General features: G+C 67.5%; 21 protein-coding genes and 1 tRNA gene. 10 read left to right on the plus strand and 12 right to left on the minus strand.

The genetic code is table 11. The features are described 5' to 3' along the window. Positions 1 to 43 precede the first annotated feature (43 nt). The 3 genes from ROP_RS20215 (at position 44) to ROP_RS20225 (ending at position 1,167) form a co-directional block, all read left to right on the plus strand. The gene (locus ROP_RS20215; RefSeq protein WP_009477222.1) at positions 44 to 235 is read left to right on the plus strand and encodes a CsbD family protein; all 192 of its coding nucleotides are present in this window, start codon (positions 44 to 46) and stop codon (positions 233 to 235) included. 56 nt (positions 236 to 291) lie between these two features. Continuing rightward, positions 292 to 382, plus strand: a tRNA-Ser gene (locus tag ROP_RS20220). A gap of 101 nt (positions 383 to 483) precedes the next feature. After that, the gene (locus ROP_RS20225) at positions 484 to 1,167 is read left to right on the plus strand and encodes a YceI family protein (protein ID WP_012691271.1); all 684 of its coding nucleotides are present in this window, start codon (positions 484 to 486) and stop codon (positions 1,165 to 1,167) included. Here ROP_RS20225 and ROP_RS20230 read toward each other — a convergent pair. Continuing rightward, positions 1,099 to 2,067, minus strand: a complete 969-nt coding sequence (locus tag ROP_RS20230; RefSeq protein WP_012691272.1) for a sterol desaturase family protein — start codon at positions 2,065 to 2,067, stop codon at positions 1,099 to 1,101. The genes ROP_RS20225 and ROP_RS20230 overlap by 69 nt on opposite strands. 100 nt (positions 2,068 to 2,167) lie before the next feature. Between ROP_RS20230 and ROP_RS20235 the strand changes: the two genes are divergently transcribed. Beyond that, positions 2,168 to 2,665 (plus strand): RrF2 family transcriptional regulator, encoded by a 498-nt coding sequence (locus tag ROP_RS20235; protein ID WP_012691273.1) that lies wholly within the window; start codon positions 2,168 to 2,170, stop codon positions 2,663 to 2,665. On the opposite strand, the gene ROP_RS20240 is transcribed toward ROP_RS20235, so the two are convergent. The 5 genes from ROP_RS20240 to ROP_RS20260 form a co-directional block, all read right to left on the minus strand. Then, a complete protein-coding gene (locus ROP_RS20240; protein WP_012691274.1) occupies positions 2,631 to 3,383 on the minus strand; it encodes an IclR family transcriptional regulator in 753 nt (250 codons plus the stop codon). The genes ROP_RS20235 and ROP_RS20240 overlap by 35 nt on opposite strands. Before the next feature lie 15 nt (positions 3,384 to 3,398). After that, on the minus strand, positions 3,399 to 4,358 hold the full coding sequence (locus ROP_RS20245) for a PDR/VanB family oxidoreductase (RefSeq protein ID WP_012691275.1): 960 nt from the start codon (positions 4,356 to 4,358) through the stop codon (positions 3,399 to 3,401). A gap of 15 nt (positions 4,359 to 4,373) precedes the next feature. Beyond that, complete coding sequence (locus tag ROP_RS20250) at positions 4,374 to 4,601, minus strand: hypothetical protein (RefSeq protein ID WP_012691276.1); 228 nt, start codon at positions 4,599 to 4,601, stop codon at positions 4,374 to 4,376. Then, positions 4,598 to 5,665, minus strand: a complete 1,068-nt coding sequence (locus ROP_RS20255) for an aromatic ring-hydroxylating dioxygenase subunit alpha (protein WP_012691277.1) — start codon at positions 5,663 to 5,665, stop codon at positions 4,598 to 4,600. The genes ROP_RS20250 and ROP_RS20255 overlap by 4 nt, the downstream gene beginning before the upstream one ends. A 140-nt stretch (positions 5,666 to 5,805) precedes the next feature. Next, positions 5,806 to 6,621 carry a class I SAM-dependent methyltransferase gene (locus tag ROP_RS20260; RefSeq protein ID WP_012691278.1) on the minus strand — a complete coding sequence of 272 codons (816 nt, stop codon included), beginning with the start codon at positions 6,619 to 6,621 and terminating at the stop codon, positions 5,806 to 5,808. A gap of 121 nt (positions 6,622 to 6,742) precedes the next feature. Between ROP_RS20260 and ROP_RS20265 the strand changes: the two genes are divergently transcribed. The 4 genes from ROP_RS20265 (at position 6,743) to ROP_RS20280 (ending at position 13,556) form a co-directional block, all read left to right on the plus strand. After that, on the plus strand, positions 6,743 to 7,345 hold the full coding sequence (locus tag ROP_RS20265) for a TetR/AcrR family transcriptional regulator (protein WP_012691279.1): 603 nt from the start codon (positions 6,743 to 6,745) through the stop codon (positions 7,343 to 7,345). Positions 7,346 to 7,395: 50 nt separating this feature from the next. Then, entirely contained in the window at positions 7,396 to 9,750 is a 2,355-nt protein-coding gene (locus ROP_RS20270; protein ID WP_012691280.1) for an MMPL family transporter, read from the plus strand. 129 nt (positions 9,751 to 9,879) lie between these two features. Beyond that, positions 9,880 to 11,613, plus strand: coding sequence for an ABC transporter ATP-binding protein (locus tag ROP_RS20275; protein WP_012691281.1), 1,734 nt, complete (start codon positions 9,880 to 9,882; stop codon positions 11,611 to 11,613). Beyond that, on the plus strand, positions 11,610 to 13,556 hold the full coding sequence (locus ROP_RS20280) for an ABC transporter ATP-binding protein (protein WP_012691282.1): 1,947 nt from the start codon (positions 11,610 to 11,612) through the stop codon (positions 13,554 to 13,556). Before ROP_RS20275 ends, ROP_RS20280 begins: the two co-directional genes overlap by 4 nt. A gap of 42 nt (positions 13,557 to 13,598) precedes the next feature. Here ROP_RS20280 and ROP_RS20285 read toward each other — a convergent pair whose 3' ends face one another. Both ROP_RS20285 and ROP_RS20290 read right to left on the minus strand, forming a co-directional pair. Continuing rightward, entirely contained in the window at positions 13,599 to 14,840 is a 1,242-nt protein-coding gene (locus ROP_RS20285; protein ID WP_012691283.1) for a hypothetical protein, read from the minus strand. 5 nt (positions 14,841 to 14,845) lie between these two features. After that, positions 14,846 to 16,729 carry a sulfatase-like hydrolase/transferase gene (locus ROP_RS20290; RefSeq protein ID WP_012691284.1) on the minus strand — a complete coding sequence of 628 codons (1,884 nt, stop codon included), beginning with the start codon at positions 16,727 to 16,729 and terminating at the stop codon, positions 14,846 to 14,848. 106 nt (positions 16,730 to 16,835) lie between these two features. Between ROP_RS20290 and tgt the strand changes: the two genes are divergently transcribed. Beyond that, complete coding sequence (gene tgt, locus ROP_RS20295; RefSeq protein ID WP_012691285.1) at positions 16,836 to 18,080, plus strand: tRNA guanosine(34) transglycosylase Tgt; 1,245 nt, start codon at positions 16,836 to 16,838, stop codon at positions 18,078 to 18,080. A gap of 43 nt (positions 18,081 to 18,123) precedes the next feature. Here tgt and ROP_RS20300 read toward each other — a convergent pair whose 3' ends face one another. The 3 genes from ROP_RS20300 to ROP_RS20310 all read right to left on the minus strand — a co-directional run bounded on the left by ROP_RS20300 (position 18,124) and on the right by ROP_RS20310 (position 20,740). Continuing rightward, positions 18,124 to 18,852 carry a queuosine precursor transporter gene (locus ROP_RS20300; RefSeq protein WP_005248717.1) on the minus strand — a complete coding sequence of 243 codons (729 nt, stop codon included), beginning with the start codon at positions 18,850 to 18,852 and terminating at the stop codon, positions 18,124 to 18,126. Positions 18,853 to 18,982: 130 nt separating this feature from the next. Continuing rightward, positions 18,983 to 19,588 (minus strand): RDD family protein, encoded by a 606-nt coding sequence (locus tag ROP_RS20305; RefSeq protein WP_012691286.1) that lies wholly within the window; start codon positions 19,586 to 19,588, stop codon positions 18,983 to 18,985. 144 nt (positions 19,589 to 19,732) lie between these two features. Continuing rightward, positions 19,733 to 20,740, minus strand: coding sequence for a hypothetical protein (locus ROP_RS20310; RefSeq protein ID WP_231868957.1), 1,008 nt, complete (start codon positions 20,738 to 20,740; stop codon positions 19,733 to 19,735). 207 nt (positions 20,741 to 20,947) lie between these two features. On the opposite strand from ROP_RS20310, the gene ROP_RS20315 reads away from it, so the two are divergent. Beyond that, a complete protein-coding gene (locus tag ROP_RS20315) occupies positions 20,948 to 21,484 on the plus strand; it encodes a DUF4190 domain-containing protein (protein WP_043825047.1) in 537 nt (178 codons plus the stop codon). On the opposite strand, the gene gluQRS is transcribed toward ROP_RS20315, so the two are convergent. After that, entirely contained in the window at positions 21,453 to 22,409 is a 957-nt protein-coding gene (gluQRS, locus tag ROP_RS20320) for a tRNA glutamyl-Q(34) synthetase GluQRS (protein WP_012691289.1), read from the minus strand. The genes ROP_RS20315 and gluQRS overlap by 32 nt on opposite strands. Positions 22,410 to 22,417: the final 8 nt, after the last annotated feature.

The raw sequence follows: 22,417 nt of genomic DNA on the forward strand, positions 1-22,417 counted from the left end.
GGACCCGTCACCGGGTTCGAAATCGGATTCACGGAGGTATCTCGTGGGAATCGCAGACAAAGCTTCGAACAAGGCGGAAGACCTCAAGGGCCAGGCCAAGGAAGCCACCGGTAAGGCGACGGGCGACCCGGACCTGCGCGACGAGGGCAAAGCCGACCAGGCGTCCTCGGCGGTGAAGGATGCCGGCGAGAAGGTCAAGGACGCCGCGAAGAACCTCAAGGACAAGCTCACGTAAGGCGGCTTCACCTGGCGATTTCGGGCTCGGGCGCCACATCCGGTAAAGTCACCGGCGGTGGCGTGTCCGAGCGGCCTAAGGAGCACGCCTCGAAAGCGTGTGACGGGTAACCCCCGTCCGAGGGTTCAAATCCCTCCGCCACCGCCAAAGCTCCCCACCTGCACACGCAGGTGGGGAGCTTTTTGTTCACAGGACTCTCGCAGGTCATATCGGGTGACAGCGTTTGAAGCTGCAACTAGCCTGAGCTCATGAAAAAGCTGTGGTGGTTGGTCGGCGCAGTAGTCGTTGTCGTACTCGCGGTGCTGGTGGGACCGTGGTTCTACGGCCAATTCATCGCAGAGGACGACGCTCCGGCGGCCTCGGTGTCGACCGAGGGCGCGGAGGCTGCCACCGGGTCCGTCGACGGTCAGTGGACCGTCACACCCGGGCAGGGCTCCAACCAGACGGCTGCCGGGTACACCGTCCACGAAATCCTCAACGGCGCCAGCGTCACCGTGGTCGGGTCGACCGGCGACGTGACCGGCAACGCGTCCGTCGAGGACGGGAAACTCACCGCCGGCGAGGTGACCGTACAGGTGGCGACGATCGCGACCGATCAGTCCCGTCGCGACAACCAGTTCCGTGGCAACGTGATGGACACCGCGACGTTCCCCACGGCCACGTTCACGCTCGATTCGCCGGTCGATCTGTCCGGGCTGCCCGCGGACGGTTCGGTGGGAACGGTGTCCGCGCAGGGCATGCTGACGCTGAAGGGCCAGTCGCGTCCGGTGACCGTCGACATCGATGTGCTGCGCTCCGGCGACGACCTCATCGCGTCGGGGAGCATCCCGGTCACGTGGACGGACTTCGGTGTGACGCCCCCGTCACTGGGCTTCGTGACCGTGGACGGCAACGGCACGGTCGACTTCCTGGTCAGCTTCGCGCGTTCCTGACGGCGTCCAGCCGGGCGGGCCGAACACGTAGCCGAGCCTGTCGCGCCACGACGAAGCCCGGCGCCAGTCCCGGCCGATGGCGGCGTATTCGTGGGTCTGCAGTGTCCAGATGTTGTAGGTGCCCACCGGTTTCGTGAGCCCGTAGGTGGGGCGGTGGGTTTCGGGTTGGAACGTGCCGAACATCCGGTCCCAGACGATGAGGATGCCGGCGTAGTTGCGGTCGAGGTATTCGGGGTCGCAGCCGTGGTGGACGCGGTGGTGTGAGGGTGTGTTGAACACGAACTCGACGGGCCGGGGCAGCTTGTCGATGCGCTCGGTGTGGACGAAGAACTGGTAGACGAGGTTCACGGAGAACCCGATGAACACCATCCACGGTGGAATGCCGATCAACGGCAAGGGAATCCACATGAAGATCTCGGCGCTGTTGTTCCACTTCTGGCGCAGCGCGGTGGAGAAGTTGAAGTACTCGCTCGAGTGGTGCGCCTGGTGGGTGGCCCAGATGAGGCGGATGCGGTGCGACATCCGGTGATACGCGTAGAACAGCACGTCGACGCCGAGGATGAGGATCACCCACGTGTACCAGGCGTCCGCGGGCAGGTGCCACGGCGCGAGGTACACCCAGATGGCGGAGTACCCGATCAGGGCGAGGAGCTTCCAGAACGTGGTCGTCAGGATCGACACGGCGCCCATCGCGACGCTCGCCCGCGCGTCGCGCCGTTCGTAGCCGCCCCGCACCGGGCGGGACCGGCCGTCGGGGTCGGTGGCGGCGTCCTCGAGGTGCCGGGCCGCGAACCATTCGATGGCCAGGAACAGGACGAACGCCGGGATGGCCAGTGTCACGGGTTCGTGCAGTGGCGTCAGCAGCGCCGAGTTCCAGGCCGACGTCACGGTGTCCCACATTGCTTCCTCCACGACAAGACGAGCGTCCAGTTCAATGTACCCCGACGTGACGGGCATCACCGAGTTGCCCGTTTTCATACTCGAGTGGTAGGAATTCGGTGTGCACATCACCGCCAAGGTGGACTACGCCGTGCGGACGCTGATCGAACTGGCCGCTGCCGGACCGTCCCCGTCCAAGGCCGAGTTCCTGGCACAGTCGCAGACCATCCCGCACAAGTTCCTCGAGGCCGTCCTCGCCGACCTCCGGCGCGGCGGACTGGTGAACAGCCGGCGCGGCCCCGACGGCGGCTACTGGCTGGCGCGTCCCGCCGAGGACATCACGATCGCCGACGTGATCCGGACCGTCGAGGGTCCGCTGGCGTCGGTGCGCGGTGAACGCCCCGAGGACGTCGACTACTGCGGTCCCGCGGCCAAACTGCAGGACGTGTGGATCGCGGTGCGGGTGAACCTGCGCGCCGTGCTCGAGAACGTGAGCCTCGCGGACGTGGCGAACGGGCAGTTGCCCGGCTTCCTCGGCGCGTTGACGTCCGACCCGGGAGCCTGGGAGCGTCGCACCCGCCCGGTTACGACGGCTGACGAGGGCGGAGCGCTCGGCTGATCGTCCGGCCGGCCGCGCGCACCAGCGGGACCAGCGCGTTCACCGACGCGTTCTCCGCCGACACCACCAGCGACACGGCCGCGACCGCCGTTCCGGGGCGTTCGAAGATCGGCGAAGCGACGGAGACGGCGTCCATGGTCACCTGACGATCACTGATCGCCACCTCGGACCGGCGGATCTCGGCGAGGGTTCGCCGCAGCACGGCGGGGTCGGTGACGGTCCGCTCGGTGAACTTTTCGATCGGCCCGGCCAGCACCTGCTCCTGCACGTCGGTGGGCATGTACGCGAGCAGCGCGAGCCCGATGCCGGACGCCGTCAGCGGGAACCTGCCACCGACGCGGGTGTGCACGGGTACCGCCTTCTGCCCGGCGATGCGTTCGACGAACACGACCTCGGTGCCCTCCGCGATGCCGAGTTGGACGTTCTCCCGCGTGATCTGCGACAGGTCTTCCATCACCGGCATCGCCAGTTCGCGCAGCATGGTGCCGCGCGGCGCGAGCGACGCGATCTCCCACAGCTTCAGCCCGACCGTGAAGCGACCGCTGCTGTCACGCTCGAGGGCGCCCCATTCGATGAGGTCGCTGGTCAGCCGGTGCACGGTGCTCAGCGGGTACCCGGACTTCCGCGACAGGTCGCTGAGGGTCAGCCGTGGCGACGCGGGGGTGAACAGCTCGAGGAGCCGCAGCGAGCGAATGGTCACCGAACCGGTGATCGCCATTGCTCGGTCTCCGTCTCACAGTTCCAGCGTCAGGCGTGGACAGCTCGCACGCGAGACGCAGATCATCATGGTGTCGTTGGCCGCCTGCTCGTCCGCGGTGAGCAGGGAATCCCGGTGATCGACAGTACCGCCGAGCACGGGCGTCTCGCAGGTTCCGCAGGTCCCCTCCTCGCAGGACGACAGCACCTGGACGCCGGCGGCGGTGACGGCCTGCAGGATCGACTGCTCCGGGGCGACGGTGACGGTCTTGCCGCTCAGCGTCAGCTCCACCTCGAACCCCTCGGCCCGGACCGGTTCCTCGAGGTCCTTGGCGGCGAACCGCTCGAGGTGCAGCGTGCCGGACGGCCAGTCGTCGCAGTGGGCGGTGACGGCGTCGAGCAGCGGTGCGGGCCCGCAGCAGTAGACGAGGGTGTTCTCCCGGACGTTGCCGAGCAGCCCGGGAAGGTCGATGAGCCCGTGCTCGTCCTGGGGGTGGATCACCACCCGGTCGTCGAACCGCTCGGCGAGCGTGTCGGCGAACGCCATCGAGCTGCGGCTGCGTCCGCCGTAGACGAGGGTCCAGTCGGCGCCGGCGTTCTCCGCGGCGTGCGCCATGGTGAGGATCGGCGTGATCCCGATGCCGCCGGCGACGAACACGTACCGCGGTGACGGCTCGAGCGCGAAATGGTTGCGCGGTCCGCGGACGGTGACAGTGTCGCCTTCGCTCAGCTTGTCGTGCACGAACTGCGAACCGCCGCGGCCCATCGCCTCCCGCAGCACGGCAACGCGCCAGGTGCCGGTGTCGGCCGGGTCGCCGCACAGCGAGTACTGGCGGGTGAGCTCCGGGGTGAGCAGCAGATCGATGTGCGCGCCGGGCGTCCACCCGGGCAGGGCCGCGCCGGACGGGTCACGGAATTCGAGGACGACGACGCCGTCGGCGCCGGTGGTCCTGGCGGTCAGCTCCAGCTCGAGTACGGGTTCGGGGGCGGTAGGCATGGCGGTCTCTCCGGGTCAGACGGGAACGGCGACGAGGGGCGGTGCGGCATCGTCGGGTGCGGGCGAGTCGACGGCGCGGTGTCCGACCGGGTGCGCGAGGAGCCACTCCCACAGGGCGGCGGGGTCGTCGGCCTCGTGTGCCGCTCCGCAGTGGCAAACCCCGCGCAGCCGGTCGGTGCCCGGCAGCCAGACGATGCGCAGAACGTTCGCGCCGCGGAGCATCCGGGTCGGTTCGATGGTCATGACGCGGGCACCGCGGTGCGGGAGTCGGCGACGAGCTTCTTCAGGATCCGGCGTGCGCCGAGGCCGCCGGCGTCGATGTTGATCGACAGTTCCTGGTAGCCGTCCTGTTCGGTGTCGAGGGCCTGCTGCAGAATGTTCAGCGCTACGACGTCCTGCATCACGACGGTCCGGTTGTTCTCGGCGAGGAAGGTCGTGACGGCGTCGTCGCCGAGTGCGAAGTCGCGGGCCACGGCCCAGAAGTCGAGGGTCGAATTCTCCGTCGACGGGGTGATCGCGTAGACGATCTCGCTGTGGAACGCGTGCGGGTCGGTGCCGTCGTCGCCGGGCAGGGGTGCGCCGATCGGGGCGATGCGGCTGTGCAGCAGGTACAGGCACGGCGGCGTGTATTCGATGTCCTGCCAGCGGGTGATGCGTCCCTCGATGCCGGTGGACTTCGAGTAGAACGGCGGGCATTCGGCGTCGTCCATGTGGCGGGAGACGTAGATGACGTTCCGGTCCTCGTCGATCTCCGTGGTGATCGGGGTTTCGGCCACCTCTGGGGTGCCGATGTAGCCGCCGTGCAGGTACGTCTCGTGGGAGAGGTCCATCAGGTTGTCGACGAGCAGACCGTAGTTGCAGTCGATCGGTTCCATGCCGGACACGACGGTGTAGTCGGGGGAGTCCATCCACGGTGCGCGGGGGATGCGGGTCGGGTCGCCCTGCTCGGGGTTGTCCGGGTCGGCGATCCACACCCACACGAACGAATCCTGCTCGACCACCTGGTACTGCCTCAGCCGGGCGGTGCGGGGGACGCGTTTCTGGCCGGGCACGAACACGCAGCCGCCGTCGCTGCCGTAGGTGAATCCGTGGTAGCCGCAGACGACGGTGTCGCCGTCGAGGCGGCTCGGCGCCTCGGACAGCGGGTAGCGGCGGTGCACGCAGCGGTCGCTCATCGCGACGGCCTCGCCGGCCTCGGTGCGCCAGAACAGGATCGGTTCCTCGCAGATGGTGCGGGAGAACAGTTCGCGTCCGACCTCACGGCCGTAGGCTGCGACGTACCACTGGTTGCGGGCGATCGTGGACATGAGGGCCTCCGGAAGATGCTGGGCTGCTGCCTTATTCGTGACGCCGGACTCGGCGAGGCATCGGCGTCGTCCCCACCACTGTGCGGCACCGGAGGTGATCCACCACACTCGGTTTCCGAATGCCGGAAGAATGAATTCCGTCAGGGTTTGCGAACGAGATAGGCGAACATCGTCACCGACATGTGGAAGTCGCCGCTGCGGGCGGCGGCGTTCAGCTGCTCGAGCAGTGCGACGCGCTCCGCCTCGGTGATCGCCCCCTCCGCGACGGCGGCGACGGCCATCATCTGGACGAGCGGGCCCGTCGCGTCGTCGGGGTCCTGGATCAACGCCTCGGTGCCGACGTCCTCGATGGTGAGTCCGGCGGCGGTGAGCTGCCCCGGGAGAAGTCGCCCGGAGTGCGGGTTGGCGGTGTGCGCCAGCATCACGTCCATGATCTTCTGCAGGACCAGGGGGTCGCCGGGGTGCATGATCGCCGTGCCCCAGTCGCTGTCGACGATCACACCGCGCCCACCGGGCCGCAGAACGCGGACCACTTCCGCCACCGCGCGGTCCGGTTCACTCAGGTGCTGGAAGACCCGCTCGCTCCGGACGACGTCGAGTCGCTGGTCAGGGAATGGCAGCGAGTACGCGTCGCCGATCACGAACTGCGCCGTCGAGCCCTCCGCCGCGGCCCGCTCCTGTGCGAGGAAGGTCATGCCGGGGTTCGGGTCGAGTCCGATCGCCCGACCGGACGCGGTGACCGCCTCGGCGAGGGCCCGCGTTTCCGATCCGGTGCCCGAGCCGAGGTCGAGGGCGCTCTCGCCGGGCTGCACGTGCAGGGCGGCATGCGACCACTCGCGCAGTCGCCGGATGCCCGGGCGCGCGGCCTGGAGGTCGAGGACGGCGGCGAGTTGGTCCAGGGCGGCGCGGTCGATCTCGTCCGCCCGGAACGACAGCGGCGCCGTCGGATCGGACATGTTTCCACCGTAACGCCGCGGTGACCCCCGACACAGTGCCGCGAACACTGTGGGCAAGGACATAAAAATTGCACACTCGCGCAAATTTGCAGAGCTGTGCAATTTCTGTACCGTCGGAGTAGTGATTTCGGAAATCGGACTGCGGGACCGCAAGAAGGCCGCCACGCGTGCGGCCCTCAGCGGTGCCGCCGCACGCCTGGCCCGCGCGCTGGGCATCGAATGCGTCACCGCCGACGCCATCGCGTCCGAGGCGGGGGTCTCGACCCGGACGTTCCACAACTACTTCTCCAGCAAGGAGGAGGCGGTACTGGCCCACTTCGAGGAGTCCGTCCACGACTGGGTGAACCTCCTCCGTGCGCGCCCCGAGGACGAGCCGATCTGGGATTCTCTCGAGCACGTGGTGGTCCAGATCGTCACCGCTCCCGGGAAGCCGCTCGAAGAGACCGCCGTGATGATGGAACTCGTCGAGTCCAGCCCGGCGCTGCTCGCGAAGAAGCTCGAAGTGCACCTCCGGGTCACCCGCCTCATCGGCGAAGTGATCGCCGAACGCACCGGCACGAACATCGACACCGACCTCTACCCGAACCTGCTGCACATGGCGGTCGGATCGGCGTGCAAGGCGTCGATCGACCTGTGGCGGAGCGGCAAGACCGGCGCGAGCGGACCCGAAGAACTGGTCCGCGACGCCATGCGCCAACTCCGGCAAGGAATCCCGCAGCCGTAGCCGGCTACCCGAACCACCCCTCGTTTCCACCGACTCACAAGGAGCCTCTCGTGGCCACCTATCTCTATCGGATCGGCAGATTCGCCTACCGGCGAAAAGGCGCGGTCCTCAGCGTCTGGTTGGTGATCCTGGTCCTCATGGGCGTCGGCGCGGCCACGCTGTCCGGACCCACCAAGGACTCGTTCTCCATCCCGGGCACCCCCGCGCAGCAGGCCCAGGACCTGATGGCCGAACGGTTCCCCGAGGCCGCGGGCAGCGACCCGATGAACGCGGTCAGCGCACGCTACGTGTTCGCCGCACCCGAGGGGCAGACGCTCGAGAGCGAGCAGAGTCAGCAGGCGATGGACGCCGTCCTCGCCAAGGTCCGGGGCATCGAACAGGTCCAGGACGCGGCCAAGGTCGATCCCGCCACCGCTTCGGGTGCCGACGCCGCGAAGGCGCTGGTCAACCCTGTCACCGCGAACGAGCAGCTCGTCGAGATGGCGAAGTCCACCGCGGCGGACAAGGGAATCAGCGAAGCGGATGCGGTCGCGAACGCGCAGGCGCTGTCCCCGCTCAACGCGGACAAGACCGTCGGCTATGTCGAGGTGCCGTTCACGGGCGCCATGGGCGACGTCGACCAGGCGTTGCGCGATCAGGTCTCCGCCGCGGCCGACGCCGGCCGCAACGCCGGCCTGACTGTCGAGATCAGTGGTTCGGTCGCCAACGAGGCCGAACCGCCGGGCGGCGCCACCGAACTCGTCGGCATCGGTGTGGCCGCCGTCGTGCTCGCGCTGACGTTCGGTTCGCTCGTCGCCGCGGGTCTGCCCCTGATCACCGCGATCATCGGCATCATGATCGGCAGCCTCGGCATCACCGTCGCCACCGGTTTCACCGACCTCAGTTCGATGACGCCCACGCTGGCGATCATGATCGGCCTGGCCGTCGCCATCGACTACTCACTGTTCATCGTGTCCCGGTTCCGGCACGAACTCACGCTCACGGACGACCGCTCGGAAGCGGCCGGACGTGCTGTCGGCACCGCCGGTTCCGCCGTGGTGTTCGCCGGCCTCACCGTCATCATCGCGCTGATCGCCCTGCGCGTCGTCGGGATCCCGTTCCTCTCCGACATGGGTGCGGCCGCCGCGTTCACGGTGTTCATCGCGGTCTCCATCGCGCTCACCCTGCTGCCCGCGATCCTCGGGCTGTTCGGGAAGAAGGCGTTCGCCGGCAAGATCCCGTTCCTCAGCAGTCGTGACCTCGAGGACGACGAGGGCAAGCCGAGCCTCGCCCTGCGCTACATCAGCGCCGTGGTCCGCAGGCCCGCGATTCCGCTGATCGCCGGCGTCGTGTTGCTCGGGGCACTCGCCATTCCCGCGACCGGCCTGAGCCTGGCCCTGCCCAGCGAGGGCACCGGCGACCCCGCCACCAGTTCACGGCAGGCGTACGACCTCGTCAGCGAGGGCTTCGGTCCCGGAAAGAACGGCCCGCTGCTCGTCGTCGTCGACGCCAAGGACATCACCACCGGCACACCGTCGGAGGCGTTCGGTGAGGTCGTGAAGGCCATCAGGGCGCAGGACGACGTGTCCAACGCCCAGGTCGTCGGCATGAACAAGGCCGGCGATACCGCGCAGATCCTGGTCACGCCGAGCAGCGCCCCCAGCGATCCCGCCACGATGGATCTGGTGAACAACATCCGCGGGGCGGAGGCGGATCTGCACGACTCGATCGGCGTCAACTACGGCGTCACCGGGCAGACCGCGCTCGAAGGCGACGTGTCCGAGACGCTGCAGGACGCGCTGATCCCGTACCTCGCGGTGGTCGTGGGCCTGGCGTTCCTCCTGCTGCTGCTGGTGTTCCGCTCGCTGCTGGTGCCGCTGACCGCCACCCTCGGCTTCCTCCTCAGCGTCGCGGCCACGTTCGGTGCCACGGTCGCGGTGTTCCAGGAAGGCTGGGGCGGCATCATCTCCAACCCACAGCCGATCGTCAGCTTCATGCCGATCTTCCTGATCGGTGTCGTGTTCGGTCTCGCGATGGACTACCAGGTGTTCCTGGTGACCCGGATGCGGGAGGAATACGTGCACGGGGCGACCGCGAAGCAGGCCGTCACCGTCGGCTTCAACCACGGTGCCCGGGTGGTCAGCGCCGCCGCGGTCATCATGATCTCCGTGTTCGCGGCCTTCATCGCCGAGCCGAACTCGTTCATCAAGTCGATCGGCTTCGCCCTGGCGGCGGCCGTGTTCTTCGACGCCTTCGTCGTGCGCATGGTGATCATCCCGTCGGTGATGGCACTGCTCGGCGACAAGGCGTGGTGGCTGCCGAAGTGGCTGGACAAGATCCTGCCCAACGTCGACATCGAGGGCGAGAAGCTCGAGAAGGTGCTGGACGAGTCGGACGAGTCGCTCGTAGGCGCTTCGCGCCCGTGAGTGGTTGAGGAGTCCCTGGACTCCTCAACCACTCACAAGGCCGCAGGCCCCCGAAAATCCGCGGGCCTGCGGTCGTTTCTGTTGGTAACCTTCGGACATAATGATGACCCGCCAGGATCGCTGCTGCCCATGTTGAATGCCCTGCTCACCACGTACCTCCGCCCGTACAAGCGGGAACTCACGGCGGTCGTACTGTTCCAGCTGGTCGCGACCGCGGCCGCGCTCTACCTTCCCAGCCTGAACGCCGACCTCATCGACAACGGCGTCACCAAGGGCGACACGGCGTACATCCTGTCCACGGGCCTCATGATGCTGCTCGTCACCGTCGTGCAGATCGTCTGCTCGATCGGTTCGGTGTACTTCGGTGCCCGTGCCGCAATGGGTTTCGGGCGCGACGTGCGCCGCGCCGTCATGCATCAGGTCGGGAGTTTCTCGTCCCGCGAGTTCGGCCGCTTCGGTGCGCCGTCGCTGATCACTCGCAACACGAACGACGTGCAGCAGGTGCAGATGCTCGTCGTGATGAGCTGCACGATCCTCGTGATGGCGCCGATCATGTGCGTCGGCGGTGTCGTGATGTCGATCCGGGAGGACGCCGGGCTGGCCTGGATCCTGGCGGTCACGGTGCCGGTGCTCGCGCTGTCCATGGGCTTCGTGATCTCACGGATGGTGCCCGCGTTCCGGGAGATGCAGACCCGCATCGACGGGGTCAACCGGGTGCTGCGCGAGCAGATCACCGGTATCCGCGTCGTCCGGGCATTCGTCCGCGAGCGCTCCGAGATGGAGCGGTTCGGCGACGCCAACGAGCAACTCACCCAGACCGCCCTGCGGGTCGGCAGGCTGACCGCGGTGATGTTCCCCCTCGTCATGGTCATCGCGAACATCACCAGCGTCGCCGTCATCTGGTTCGGCGGGCACGAGATCAACAGCGGCACCATGCAGGTCGGCTCGCTCACCGCGATGCTCAGCTACATCATGCAGATCCTGATGTCGGTGATGATGGCGTCGTTCATCGCGATGATGGCGCCCCGCGCGACCGTCTGCGCCGAACGCATCGGCGAGGTGCTCGCCACCGACTCCACCGTGGTCCCGCCGGCCGAACCGGTCACCGTGCTGGAGAACCCGGGTGTGGTGGAGCTGCGCGACGCCCAGTTCAAGTTCCCCGGCGCCGACGAACCGGTGTTGCGCGACATCAGCTTCCGCGCCGAACCGGGCAAGACCACCGCGATCATCGGCGGCACCGGATCCGGCAAGACGACGCTGCTGTCGCTGATCCCGCGTCTCATCGACGCCACGTCGGGCGCGGTCACGGTGTCCGACACCGAGGTGCGCCGCATCGACCTGGACGTCCTGCGGTCGGGAATCGGACTCGTCCCGCAGCGGCCGTACCTGTTCTCGGGGACCGTCGCCACCAACCTCCGGTACGGCAAACCCGACGCCACCGACGACGAACTGTGGCGGGCGCTGGAGATCGCGCAGGCCGCGGACTTCGTGCGCGCCATGCCCGAGGGCCTCGACACCCCGGTCGCGCAGGGCGGCACGACCGTCTCCGGCGGTCAGCGGCAGCGGCTCGCCATCGCGCGGGCGCTGGTGCGTCGCCCGTCGATCTACCTGTTCGACGACTCCTTCTCCGCCCTCGACCTCACCACCGACGCCCGGCTGCGCGCCGCGCTCAAGCCCGAGACCTCGGACGCGTGCGTCATCGTCGTCGCCCAACGTGTCTCGACAATCGTGGAGGCCGAGCAGATCGTGGTTCTCGAGGACGGCGCGGTGGTCGGAATCGGCACGCACGAAGAACTACTCGAGACTTGTCCGTGTTACGTCGAGATCGTCGAATCCCAACGATCGGTCCAGGAAGCACTATGAGCGATCGCGCAACCACCACCGCCGAACGGCCCGCAGGCCCCCGCATTCCGGGACCGGTCGCACCGGGCGCCCCGGGGTCCAAGCCGCACGACCTGTGGCCGTCCACCAGGCGGCTGCTGCGGCGGCTGCGTCCCCACCGGATCATCGTCGGCATCGTCTTCCTCGTCGCCGCCGTGTCGGTGGTCCTCACCTCGATTGCGCCGCGCATGCTCGGCCAGGGCACGAACCTGATCTTCGACGGCATCATCGGCAAGCAGTTGCCCGCCGGGATGTCGAAGGATCAGGCCGTCGCCGCACTGCGGGCCGACGGCCAGAACACGTTCGCCGACATGGTGTCCGGGATGGCCGTCGTGCCCGGCGTCGGTATCGACTTCAGCGCCCTCGGCCGGGTGCTGGCGATCGTGCTGGCCCTGTACCTGGGGTCGTCGGTGTTCATGTGGCTGTCGGGATTCCTGCTGAACATCGTCGTGCAGGGCGTCGTGAAGAACCTGCGCGCCGAGGTGGAACGGAAGATCCACCGGCTTCCCCTGCGCTACTTCGACTCCCACTCCCGCGGCGACCTGCTCAGCCGCGTCACCAACGACATCGACAACGTCTCGCAGTCGTTGCAGCAGACGATGAGCCAGCTGATCGTGTCGGCGATGACGGTCATCGGCATCCTCGTGATGATGATCGTCATCTCGCCGCTGCTCGCGCTGATCGCGGTGCTGACGGTGCCGCTGTCGATCCTGGTGACGGCGCAGATCGCGAAACGGTCCAAGACGCACTTCGTGTCGCAGTGGAAGTCGACCGGCGAGCTCAACTCGCACGTGGAAGAGGCGTACACGGGCCACGAACTGGTCACCGTGTTCGGCCGCGGCCGCGAGGTGGAGGCACGGTTCGAGGAGCAGAACGAGGCGCTCTACCAGGCCAGCTACCGGGCCCAGTTCATCTCGGGCCTGATCATGCCCGCGATCATGTTCCTCGGAAACCTCAACTTCGTGGCCATCGCCGTCCTCGGCGGCATGCGGGTGGCGTCCGGCACCATGAGCCTCGGCGACGTGCAGGCGTTCATCCAGTACTCGCGGCAGTTCACCCAGCCCCTCACCCAGATCGGGGCCATGGTCAACCTCATGCAGTCGGGTGTGGCGTCCGCCGAGCGGGTGTTCGCCGTCCTCGACGAGGACGAGGAGGAGCCCGACCTCACCGAGGCCCCGACCCCGACGCATCCGCTGGGCCGGGTGGAGTTCGCGGACGTGTCGTTCAGCTACTCGCCGGAGAAGCCGCTGATCGAGAACCTGTCGCTGGTCGCGGAACCCGGCCAGATGGTCGCCATCGTCGGACCCACCGGCGCCGGTAAGACCACCCTCGTCAACCTGATCCTGCGGTTCTACGAACTCGACGGCGGCCGGATCCTCCTCGACGGCGTCGACATCGCCGAGATGTCGCGCGACGACCTGCGGTCCCGCATCGGCATGGTGCTGCAGGACGCGTGGCTGTTCGGTGGCACCATCCGCGACAACATCGCGTACGGACGCCCCGACGCCACCGAGGACGAGATCCAGGCGGCCGCGCGGATCAGCTACGTCGACCGGTTCGTCCACTCGCTGCCCCACGGCTACGACACCGTCATCGACGAAGAGGGCAGCAACATCAGCGCCGGCGAGAAGCAGCTGATCACCATCGCCCGCGCGTTCATCTCGCAGCCGTCGATCCTCATCCTCGACGAGGCAACCAGTTCCGTCGACACCCGCACCGAACTGCTCGTGCAGCACGCGACCGCGGTCCTGCGCAGCGATCGTACGAGTTTCGTGATCGCACACCGGTTGTCGACCATCCGTGACGCCGACCTCATCGTCGTCATGGAAGACGGTCGCATCGTCGAGCAGGGCAGCCACGAGGACCTGCTCCTCACCCGCGGCGCGTACTACCGCCTGTACAACAGCCAGTTCGTCAGTGCGTAACCGCCCGTGAGTACTTATCAACCGCGGGACGTTAATAAGTACTCACAGGCACGCGGTGCTGCCCCCGGCCTCGAAGGTGGCGGTGTCGCAGTAGGCGGAGCGCGGATAGTACGGACCCATCGTGGTGGCGGGGTCGGTGTGATTGTTCTGCGACGCCTGCACCGACTGCGGGTAGAAGGCGTCGGACGGCAGCATGTACCGCAGGAACAGCACCTTCTTCGCGACGTCGGTGGATCCCCAGGGGATGACGGTGACGGTGGGGTCGGATGCGGCGCGGGCCGGGACGTCCTGCGGTGCGGCGACGACGTACGTGTAGTTGCCTTCGCTGTCGGTACGGGTCTGGAAGTCGGCGGCGCACGCGACGACCGGGTACGGCGACACCTGGTCGTTCTGGCACATCGACCAGTACCGCACCTGGCGGCCGGGTTCCGTGACGGGTTGTCCCGCACGGGTATCGGGGAACGTCGGCGCCCGGCCCTGCACGACGACGATGCGCCCGGGCTGATAGGTAAGCCCCGCCCCGACGTACTTGTTGTCGCCGTTGGGGAACAGACCGGACGTGCTCGCGGGGTTCACGAAGGTCGCCTCGGGCACGTTCCCGGGGAAGGCCCCGGATGCGGCGCCCGCGATGACCTGATCGAATCCGGCTTCCGCGACCTGTCCGAGGGGCCCGTTGTCGTAGGCGGACGGGTCGAATTCGGATCCGCACGTCGGCACCGGCGACGTGCGGCCCCCGGACGTCAGCGTCACGTCGGGCAGTGGGACGCCGCCGGTCGGCGAGGCCGGGTCGTCGGGCACGTACACCCGGATGATGAGGAAACCGACGGGCACGGACTGCGCGCCTGCACCGGTGGGCAGAGCCTGAATCTGGTTGCGCGCGTGGTCGGCCGGACCGGTCATGACCGTCGCGTGCCAACGCTTCTGCGTGGGAGGCAGGGCGCCGGCGGCCGCGTCGGCGAACGGGTTTCCGCTGCCGGGGTCGGGGCCGATCTGGTTGTCGCGCAACGTGTCGACGGTGTCGAAGTTCGTCCCGTACGTGTTGAGCGAGAAGTAGCGGGCGGCCGGGTAGGTGCCGCTCAGTTCGATGGTGTCGCCGGATGCCAACGCGTAGGGCAGAACCCAGTACGTCGCGTTGGCGTCGGGGAAAGCGACGTTCAGCACGGTCGAGTTGGACATGAACTGCCACGCGCACTGCGCCGTCGGGGCCGGCTGCGCGGACGCGACCGACATCACGCCCGAACACAGCAGCAGAACCAGCACGGCAGCAACGACTTTCCCTGCCATGGCGGTCAGAACACCTCCCCGAACGCGGTCAGCTTCTCGATGCCTTCGCGGTCGATCTCGCCGGGGGTGTACCGGTTGATGAGCTGGATGTAGGCGAGGTAGCGCGCCATCGCGTCGGCGCTCTGCTGCGCGAACGCCGGGGGTAGCGGCGCGGCGAGCTGAGTCGGCAGGTACTGGGTCATCAGCTGGGCGGCCATGGCCGGACCGCGCGGGTCGTGGTCGAAGGTGTTGTCGAGTTCGGCGCGGCCCCGTTCGGTGGCGTAGTCGTAGAACTCGTACTGGAACGACGCGGGGTCGACGAAGGACGTGGGCCCCAGCCACTTCGAGTACACCGCGACCTTCGCCTCGGGGGTGCGCAGCACGTAGATATGGGTGGGGGAGTTGTTCCAGTTGACCCCTTGCGGCGCATGCTCGTTGGTGGCGAGGACGACGTGGTCACGACCCGCCGCTGCGTTGCTCCGGAGCAGTGGCAGGAGGTCGGCGCGTTCGGCGTAGGTGGCGAACAGGTCCCCGGACATCCAGTTCCGGTCGCCGTGGCCGAGCGTCGCGAGCAGCGGAACCACGTCGACGCTCGACGTCAGCTGCCCGCGCGGGGTGTCGGTGTCTCCGGTGAACCGCCCGGTGGGGTCGGCGACGATCAGCGGGATGTGGAACGCCTCGTCATAGGCGGTGGACAGTTTCCCGGCCACGAAACCGTGTGCACCGGCGTATTCGCCGTGATCGGACGTCATGACGAACACGGTGTTGGCGGCGACGTCTTCCGGGAGCGAGTCGATCACCGTGCCGATGTGGTGATCGACCATCGTCAGCACGTTCGTGTAACTGTCGAGCGCGCGTTCCCAGTACGTGTACGGCGCGAACGCGATGTGCCGGTCGGGATCGGTGCCCTGACCGTACGGCTGGAGGTAGTAGTTCGACAGATTCTGCACGTCGTCGGTGACGCCGCCCCACACCAGCGCCTGGAACTCCCGCGCGAACACCTGGGTGCTCGGTTTCGACTGCAGCGCCTTCTCGGGTTCCCAGTTCGGCGGCACGGACGGGAAACCCAGCCGCGGCGGGTCGCTCTCGCCGGTGGTCACCGACCAGGTCCGGGCCGGGCTGAGTGGGGGAACGTTGTTCGCGTACAGCGACTGATAGCGTTCCGCTTCCGTTCCGGCCCAGAAGAACTGCTGGTCGTGGGGATTGACGAAGCTCGCCGTGAGGCAGAACGGGCCGTCGGAGGGTTTACGCGTCGACAACCACGCCGCGGCCTGGTCGGCGATGTGCCCGTCGAATTCGAAGCCCTCACCGTTCAGTCCAATGATGTCGGGCATGGTCAGACCGTCGAACCCGTACTCCTCGAGGTAGCCGGGAGCGAGCCCCGAATCCTCGTCGGGCGACGGCGACAGATGCCACTTCCCGACATACGGCGTCACGTATCCGGCCTGCCGCAACAGCTTGCCGTACGTCGGAAAGTCCCGGCCCATCGCGGGCGACGGGACGGGGGAGGCGCGATTACCGGTCCGCGTCTGCAGCATCCAGTTCTGCAGCGGGTACAAGCCGGTGACGAAACACGCGCGACCCGGACTGCACGCCACCCCGGCCGTGTAGTGCTGCGTGAACTTCACCCCCGGCGCCCACAACTTGTAGAGGTTGGGCATGAACCGTTGCAGGAACTGGTCCGGCGTGGTGATCCCGGCCGGAAAGACCTGGGGAAACCGCATCTCGTCGACGACGATGAACACGATGTTGGGTTGCACGTAATTGTTCGGCTGGCGACGCAGCGGCGTCTCCGACGCGTCCGCCCGACGGTCGAAGAGACCCGACATCACGGTCACCCCGCCCGCGACCGCGGCACCCGAGAGAAACGTTCGCCTGTCGATCCGATGGCCGGTCTTCTCGTCGCTCATGGCGGTTCCTCCGGTCGAGGGGATGGGATCGTCTCACTCTCTGTACCCACTTTCGAACGAAGTAGTGATGTGTCGGCGGAAACGTCGCGCGTGATTGGATACACCCGTGAATGCCGTAGTCCCGACCCCGCCCGATCCGTTCTTCACCGTCGGCACCCGACTCGACGGGAAGCTGGGCCGCACCGGGACCATTCACACCCCGCACGGCGACATCGCGACGCCGTCGTTCGTGGCCGTCGGCACCAAGGCCACCGTCAAGGCGGTGCTGCCGGAGAGCATGAAGGAACTGGGTGCGCAGTCGCTGCTCGCCAACGCGTACCACCTGTACCTGCAGCCGGGCCCGGACATCGTGGACGAGGCCGGCGGGCTCGGCAAGTTCATGAACTGGGACGGCCCGACGTTCACCGACAGCGGCGGATTCCAGGTCATGTCGCTGGGTGTCGGGTTCAAGAAGGTCCTCGCGATGGAAGCGGTCGGCGTGCGCTCCGACGACGTCATCGCGAAGGGCAAGGAACGCCTCGCGACCGTCGACGACGACGGCGTCACGTTCAAATCGCACCTGGACGGGTCGCGGCACCGGTTCACCCCCGAGGTGTCGATGCAGATCCAGCATCAGCTGGGCGCCGACATCATGTTCGCGTTCGACGAACTCACCACCCTGCTGAACACCCGCGGCTACCAGGAGCAGTCGGTGGAGCGGACGCAGGCGTGGGCGGTGCGCTGCATCGCAGAGCACGAGAAGCTCACCGCCGAGCGGTCCCACCGCCCGTACCAGGCGCTGTTCGGGGTCGTGCAGGGCGCGCAGTACGAGGACCTGCGACGGCAGGCGTGCCGGGGCCTGGAGTCGATCACGGGGGAGAGCGGACGCGGCTTCGACGGGTACGGCATCGGCGGTGCGCTCGAGAAGCAGAACCTGGGCACCATCGTCCGCTGGTGCAACGAGGAACTTCCCGAGCACAAGCCGCGGCACATGCTCGGCATCAGCGAGCCGGACGACTTCTTCGTGGCCATCGAGAACGGCGCCGACACGTTCGACTGTGTGAACCCGTCGCGGGTGGCGCGCAACGCCGCGATCTACCACCCGGACGGCCGGTTCAACATCAACACCAGCAAGAATCGGCGTGACTTCACGCCGATCGACGAGAACTGCGACTGCTACACGTGCGCGAACTACACCCGCGCGTACATCCACCACCTGTTCAAGGCGAAGGAAATGCTGGCGTCCACGTTGTGCACGATCCACAACGAACGCTTCACGGTGCGGTTGGTCGATCAGATCCGCGCCAGCATCGAGGGCGGTTACTTCGACGATTTCAAGGCCGAGACGCTGGGCCGCTTCTACCGCACGTGAGTGGGAAAGCGTCCTCGGGGACACTTTCCCACTCACGTGGGGGTCAGAGCTGGTAGGTGGGTTCGCGCTTCTTCACGTACGCGATGACGCGGTAGGTGATCGGCATGACCAGCACCTCCACGAGGGTCTTCCACAGGAAGCCGACGATCACGTAGTTGACGAAATCGCTCCACGTGCTGATGCCGATCGCGCCGGCCGCGATGGAGCAGAAGATGAGGGTGTCGGCGAACTCACCGACGATGGTGGATCCGATGAGCCGCGCCCACAGGTGCTTCTCCTTGGTCCGCTCCTTGATCAGGACCAGCGTCACCGAGTTCAGCATCTGCCCGACGAGATAGCCGGCCAGCCCGGCGAGCAGCAGTCGCGGGTAGACGCCGACGACGGACCGCAGCGCTTCCTGGTTCTCGTAGAAGTCGGCGGACGGCAGCTCGATGAGGAGCCAGAAGCAGAACGCGGCCAGGATCAGGGCACCGAAGCCCAGGTAGATCGCGCGACGCGTGGACTTGAACCCGTACACCTCGCTGAGCACGTCGCCGAGGATGTAGGCCAGCGGGAACAGGAAGAAGCCGCCGTCCGTGATGACCGGCAGGATCTGCAGCGGGCCGATCGTGAGCGACGAATCGGCGAAGAATGCGACGCCTTTCGTCGCGCAGATATTCGAGATCAGCAGCGTCGCGGTGAACAGGGCGACGAACGTGGGGTAGTACCCCCGGCTGACGTGCGCGAACGTCGCGTGGTCGTCTGGCTTGGTCTGCTGATCTGAGGCTGTCACGCCGCCATCCAAGCACCTGCACGGGGAGGGGCGCGAATCAGGAACGGGTGAACGTACCTTTTGTCCGGTCTGAGGCGTTGAAAGGTACGTTCACCCGCGCGGATCGGTCGTGCCAGGTCCGACCCCCGGGCTAACCCTGGACGACGCGCGTGCCGCCGGCCAGCTCGTCGTGCTTGCCCTGCTTGGTGGGGCTGCCGTTGATCGTCACGGCGATGACGATCGCCGCGACGAAACCGAGCAGTCCGAACAGGAACCCGAGAAACGGGAACCCGCCGAGTGCGGCGAGGACGTAGAAGCCGTTCCGGGTCAGCGACTGCTGCTGGGTGGGCAGTCCGCCGTTCGGGCCCTCGACGCGCAGCCCCAGAACCTGCTTGCCGACGGTCTGCACCCGCGTCGTCTCGAGGAACACGAAGTAGCCCACGGCGGCGGCCGCGGTGAGGATCGCGCCCAGGACACTGCCCAGGAAGGTGCCCAGCACCAGCGAGATGACGATGGTGACCACGGCCGTCGGAATGCCCACGATCAGGCCGTCGATCACCCGCGCCCCCAGGCGGGGAAGGAGTTCGCCCGGCCGGGACGGGTTGAATCCGAAATCGGGCTGCGCGAACGGCTGGGTGCCGAACTGCTGCGCCGAGTCGAACTGCGGCGGCGCGCCGAACTGCTGCCCGTACTGCTGCTGCCCCGCCCCGTTGTAGTGCGGCTGCCCCTGATTGGGATCGAATCCGCCAGTAGTCATGTGTTCCCCCTCGAATCGTCTCGGATGACGCCTGAGCACCTTACGCAAGGGGTGGGAGTGGCTCGAGTGACGGGAGTAGCAAAACGGGTGAGCGTGCTACCGCCCAGAGGGGCGGGAGCACGCTCACCCGTGGGGAGCGAACGGTCAGGCCGAGACGTAACGGCCGGTGAGCACGCGGTATGCGTAGGTCGACGCGATGATCGTGATCGGGATCGAGACGAGAAGTCCGACACCGCAGAGGATTGCACCGACGATGTTGATGCCGACGAGGGCCAGGGCCAGCAGCAGGACCGGCCCTACGTTCTGCGAGATCACGCGGAAACTCGACTTGATGCCGGTGATCGCGTCCTCGTTCTGGTCGATGACGAACTGCAGCGTCCACCAGGTCAGGAAGATGACGATGAGACCGGGGATGATGAGCAGGACGAAACCGATGGTGGTGGCGACACCGATGATGACGCTGGCGATGATGATCGCCCCGACGTTGGTGAACTGGAAGAACGAACCGAACGCCGGCTTGTTGCCGTCCACCTCGTGCAGCGCGCCCCGCACGAGCGCCGCGTTGATCAGGTAGCCGACGATGGTGGTGACGATCGTGCCGATGATGCGCCACACCGAGAACGCCGCGCTCATGTCGGACGACGTGCTGAAGCCGCCGAAGACGAGGTTCAGCACCACCTGGATGACGGCGGCGATCAGCAGGATGCCGATCCAGATGAGCGCGTTGTCCTTGAACTTGTTCCAGCCGTAGCCGATCGCGTCGCCCACGGAGAACTGTCCCGGCGTCCGCCCGGGGGCGCCGTAGTCCGACATCGGCGGGGGCGGCGGATATCCGCCGGGCGGCGGTCCCTGCGGAGGGGGCGGGTAATTTCCCTGCGGCGGCGGGTAATTTCCGCCGGGCGGCGGTCCTTGGGGCGGCGGCGGGTAATTACCGGGAGGCGGCGGGTAGTTACCACCGCCCGGCGGTGGGTAGTTTCCGCTGGGAGGCGGTGGCGGATATCCGCCGGGCGGCGGTCCCTGCGGCGGCGGAGGGTAATTTCCGGGGGGCGGTGGATATCCGCCGGGCGGCGGTGGAGGATTGCCCTGCGGGGGGTATCCGCCCTGGTCACCACCTTCGGGTTTGTCGTTAGGGTCGTATCCACCAGTCGTCATGTGATCCCCTCAGCAAGTGTTGAATGCTCGCGCGTGACAGTGCGAATAAACACTACGTGGACAATCCTTTACTCGCCTCCCTTTGGTCTGCTTCCTCTCCTGCGGTTTTGATGCTTTACGCTGGTTATCGTGACTAATTCTGGGGGATCGGACGATTCGAATCCGTACAACGGGCAAACGCCGCCGACTTACGGCGAGGTTCCGCCCTTGCCGCGCGACGGATACGGGGTCGACGAATCCGGTTATCCCACCTATTCGGCGCCCACCGAGAAGTACCCCGACTATCAGCAGCCGGGCGCGTACGGGACTTCGCCGAATCCGTATGCCGCGCCTCATCAGTACGGCGGCGACCAGTACGGCGCCCCCAGCGGGCAGCAGTACGGCGCACCCAACCCGTATGCCGCCCCGAATCAGTACGGTGCCCCCAACCAGTACGGCCAGTACGGCGGTCCCGCTCCGCAGTACGGCGCCCCGAGCCCGTACGGCGCGCCCTACCCGCAGTCGCGCGGGACCAACGGACTCGCGATCGCCTCGCTGATCACGTCGATCGTCGGCGGATGCTTCTACGGCGTCGGCTCGATCGTCGGCATCATCCTCGGCATCGTGGCGCTGGGCCAGATCAAGCAGTCCGGCCAGGAAGGCCGGGGGCTCGCGATCGCCGGAATCGCCATCGGCGGCGCCTACGTCGTCGGATGGATCCTGTTCTTCGTGATCATGCTGATCGCGGCGGCGTCGGGGGCCTGACCACCCACGGTTCGCGGTGCAGGCGGGCCGGGTCGAACCGGGCGAGGAGGGTCCCGAGATCCACGACCTCGCCCGGGGCCGCGAGTCCGAGTGACGCCGCCAGCACCCCGAGGACGTCGCTCGGTGTGCGTCCCAACGCTTTCTGATCGGTGAGGGTGACGGCGCCGTCGCGTTTCGCGAGCCGTTTGCCGTCCCCGTTGAGGGCGAGCGCCACGTGTGCGTAGGCGGGGGCGGCGAGCCCGAGCAGTCCCGCGAGATACGCCTGACGGGGCGCGGAGGAGAGCAGGTCGTCGCCGCGCACCACCTGATCGATCCCCTGGGCGGCGTCGTCGACGACCACCGCGAGGTTGTACGCGGGGGTTCCGTCGCCGCGGCGTAGCACGAGGTCGTCCACCATTCCGGAGTAGCTTCCGTGCAGGACGTCGTCGATGGTGAACGACGTGACGGTCGCGCGCAGTCGCAGGGCCGGTGGTCGTCCGCCGGCGAGGCGGTCGGCGCGCTCGTCCGGTGTCAGGTTGCGGCAGGTCCCCGGGTAGGCGCCCTGCGGTGCGTGCGGGGCCGACGCCGCCTTCAGGATTTCCCTTCTCGTGCAGAAGCACTCGTATGTGAGTCCGGCGGCGTGGAGTTCGGCGATGGCGGCGTCGTACCGCGGCAGCCGGTGCGACTGCGACACGACGTCGCCGTCCCAATCGAGCCCGAGTTCCGCGAGGTCGGCCAATTGCCGGTCCCGGGCGCCGTCGCGGACGCGGTCGAGGTCCTCGACGCGCAGCAGGAACCGCCGGCCGGTGGACCGGGCGAACAGCCAAGCCAGCAGGGCCGTCCGCAGGTTGCCGAGGTGCAGGTCGCCGGACGGGCTGGGCGCGAACCGTCCCGCACCCTTCGCCGGATGTGACAGCGGTGCACTTTGACGAGACGGATGTGACATCGGGCCGA

This window comes from Rhodococcus opacus B4 (assembly GCF_000010805.1).
GTDB lineage: Bacteria > Actinomycetota > Actinomycetes > Mycobacteriales > Mycobacteriaceae > Rhodococcus_F > Rhodococcus_F opacus_C.

Excerpts from the sequence above, each read along its gene's own strand:
- ROP_RS20230 (WP_012691272.1), bottom strand. The coding sequence starts at position 2,067 with ATGTGGGACACCGTGACGTCGGCCTGGAACTCGGCGCTGCTGACGCCA.
- ROP_RS20310 (WP_231868957.1), bottom strand. The coding sequence starts at position 20,740 with ATGACGACTGGTGGATACGACCCTAACGACAAACCCGAAGGTGGTGAC.
- ROP_RS20240 (WP_012691274.1), bottom strand. The coding sequence starts at position 3,383 with ATGGCGATCACCGGTTCGGTGACCATTCGCTCGCTGCGGCTCCTCGAG.
- ROP_RS20275 (WP_012691281.1), top strand. The coding sequence starts at position 9,880 with ATGTTGAATGCCCTGCTCACCACGTACCTCCGCCCGTACAAGCGGGAA.
- ROP_RS20250 (WP_012691276.1), bottom strand. The coding sequence starts at position 4,601 with ATGACCATCGAACCGACCCGGATGCTCCGCGGCGCGAACGTTCTGCGC.
- ROP_RS20290 (WP_012691284.1), bottom strand. The coding sequence starts at position 16,729 with ATGAGCGACGAGAAGACCGGCCATCGGATCGACAGGCGAACGTTTCTC.
- ROP_RS20280 (WP_012691282.1), top strand. The coding sequence starts at position 11,610 with ATGAGCGATCGCGCAACCACCACCGCCGAACGGCCCGCAGGCCCCCGC.
- ROP_RS20245 (WP_012691275.1), bottom strand. The coding sequence starts at position 4,358 with ATGCCTACCGCCCCCGAACCCGTACTCGAGCTGGAGCTGACCGCCAGG.
- ROP_RS20225 (WP_012691271.1), top strand. The coding sequence starts at position 484 with ATGAAAAAGCTGTGGTGGTTGGTCGGCGCAGTAGTCGTTGTCGTACTC.
- gluQRS (WP_012691289.1), bottom strand. The coding sequence starts at position 22,409 with ATGTCACATCCGTCTCGTCAAAGTGCACCGCTGTCACATCCGGCGAAG.
- ROP_RS20305 (WP_012691286.1), bottom strand. The coding sequence starts at position 19,588 with ATGACTACTGGCGGATTCGATCCCAATCAGGGGCAGCCGCACTACAAC.
- ROP_RS20285 (WP_012691283.1), bottom strand. The coding sequence starts at position 14,840 with ATGGCAGGGAAAGTCGTTGCTGCCGTGCTGGTTCTGCTGCTGTGTTCG.
- ROP_RS20255 (WP_012691277.1), bottom strand. The coding sequence starts at position 5,665 with ATGTCCACGATCGCCCGCAACCAGTGGTACGTCGCAGCCTACGGCCGT.
- ROP_RS20260 (WP_012691278.1), bottom strand. The coding sequence starts at position 6,621 with ATGTCCGATCCGACGGCGCCGCTGTCGTTCCGGGCGGACGAGATCGAC.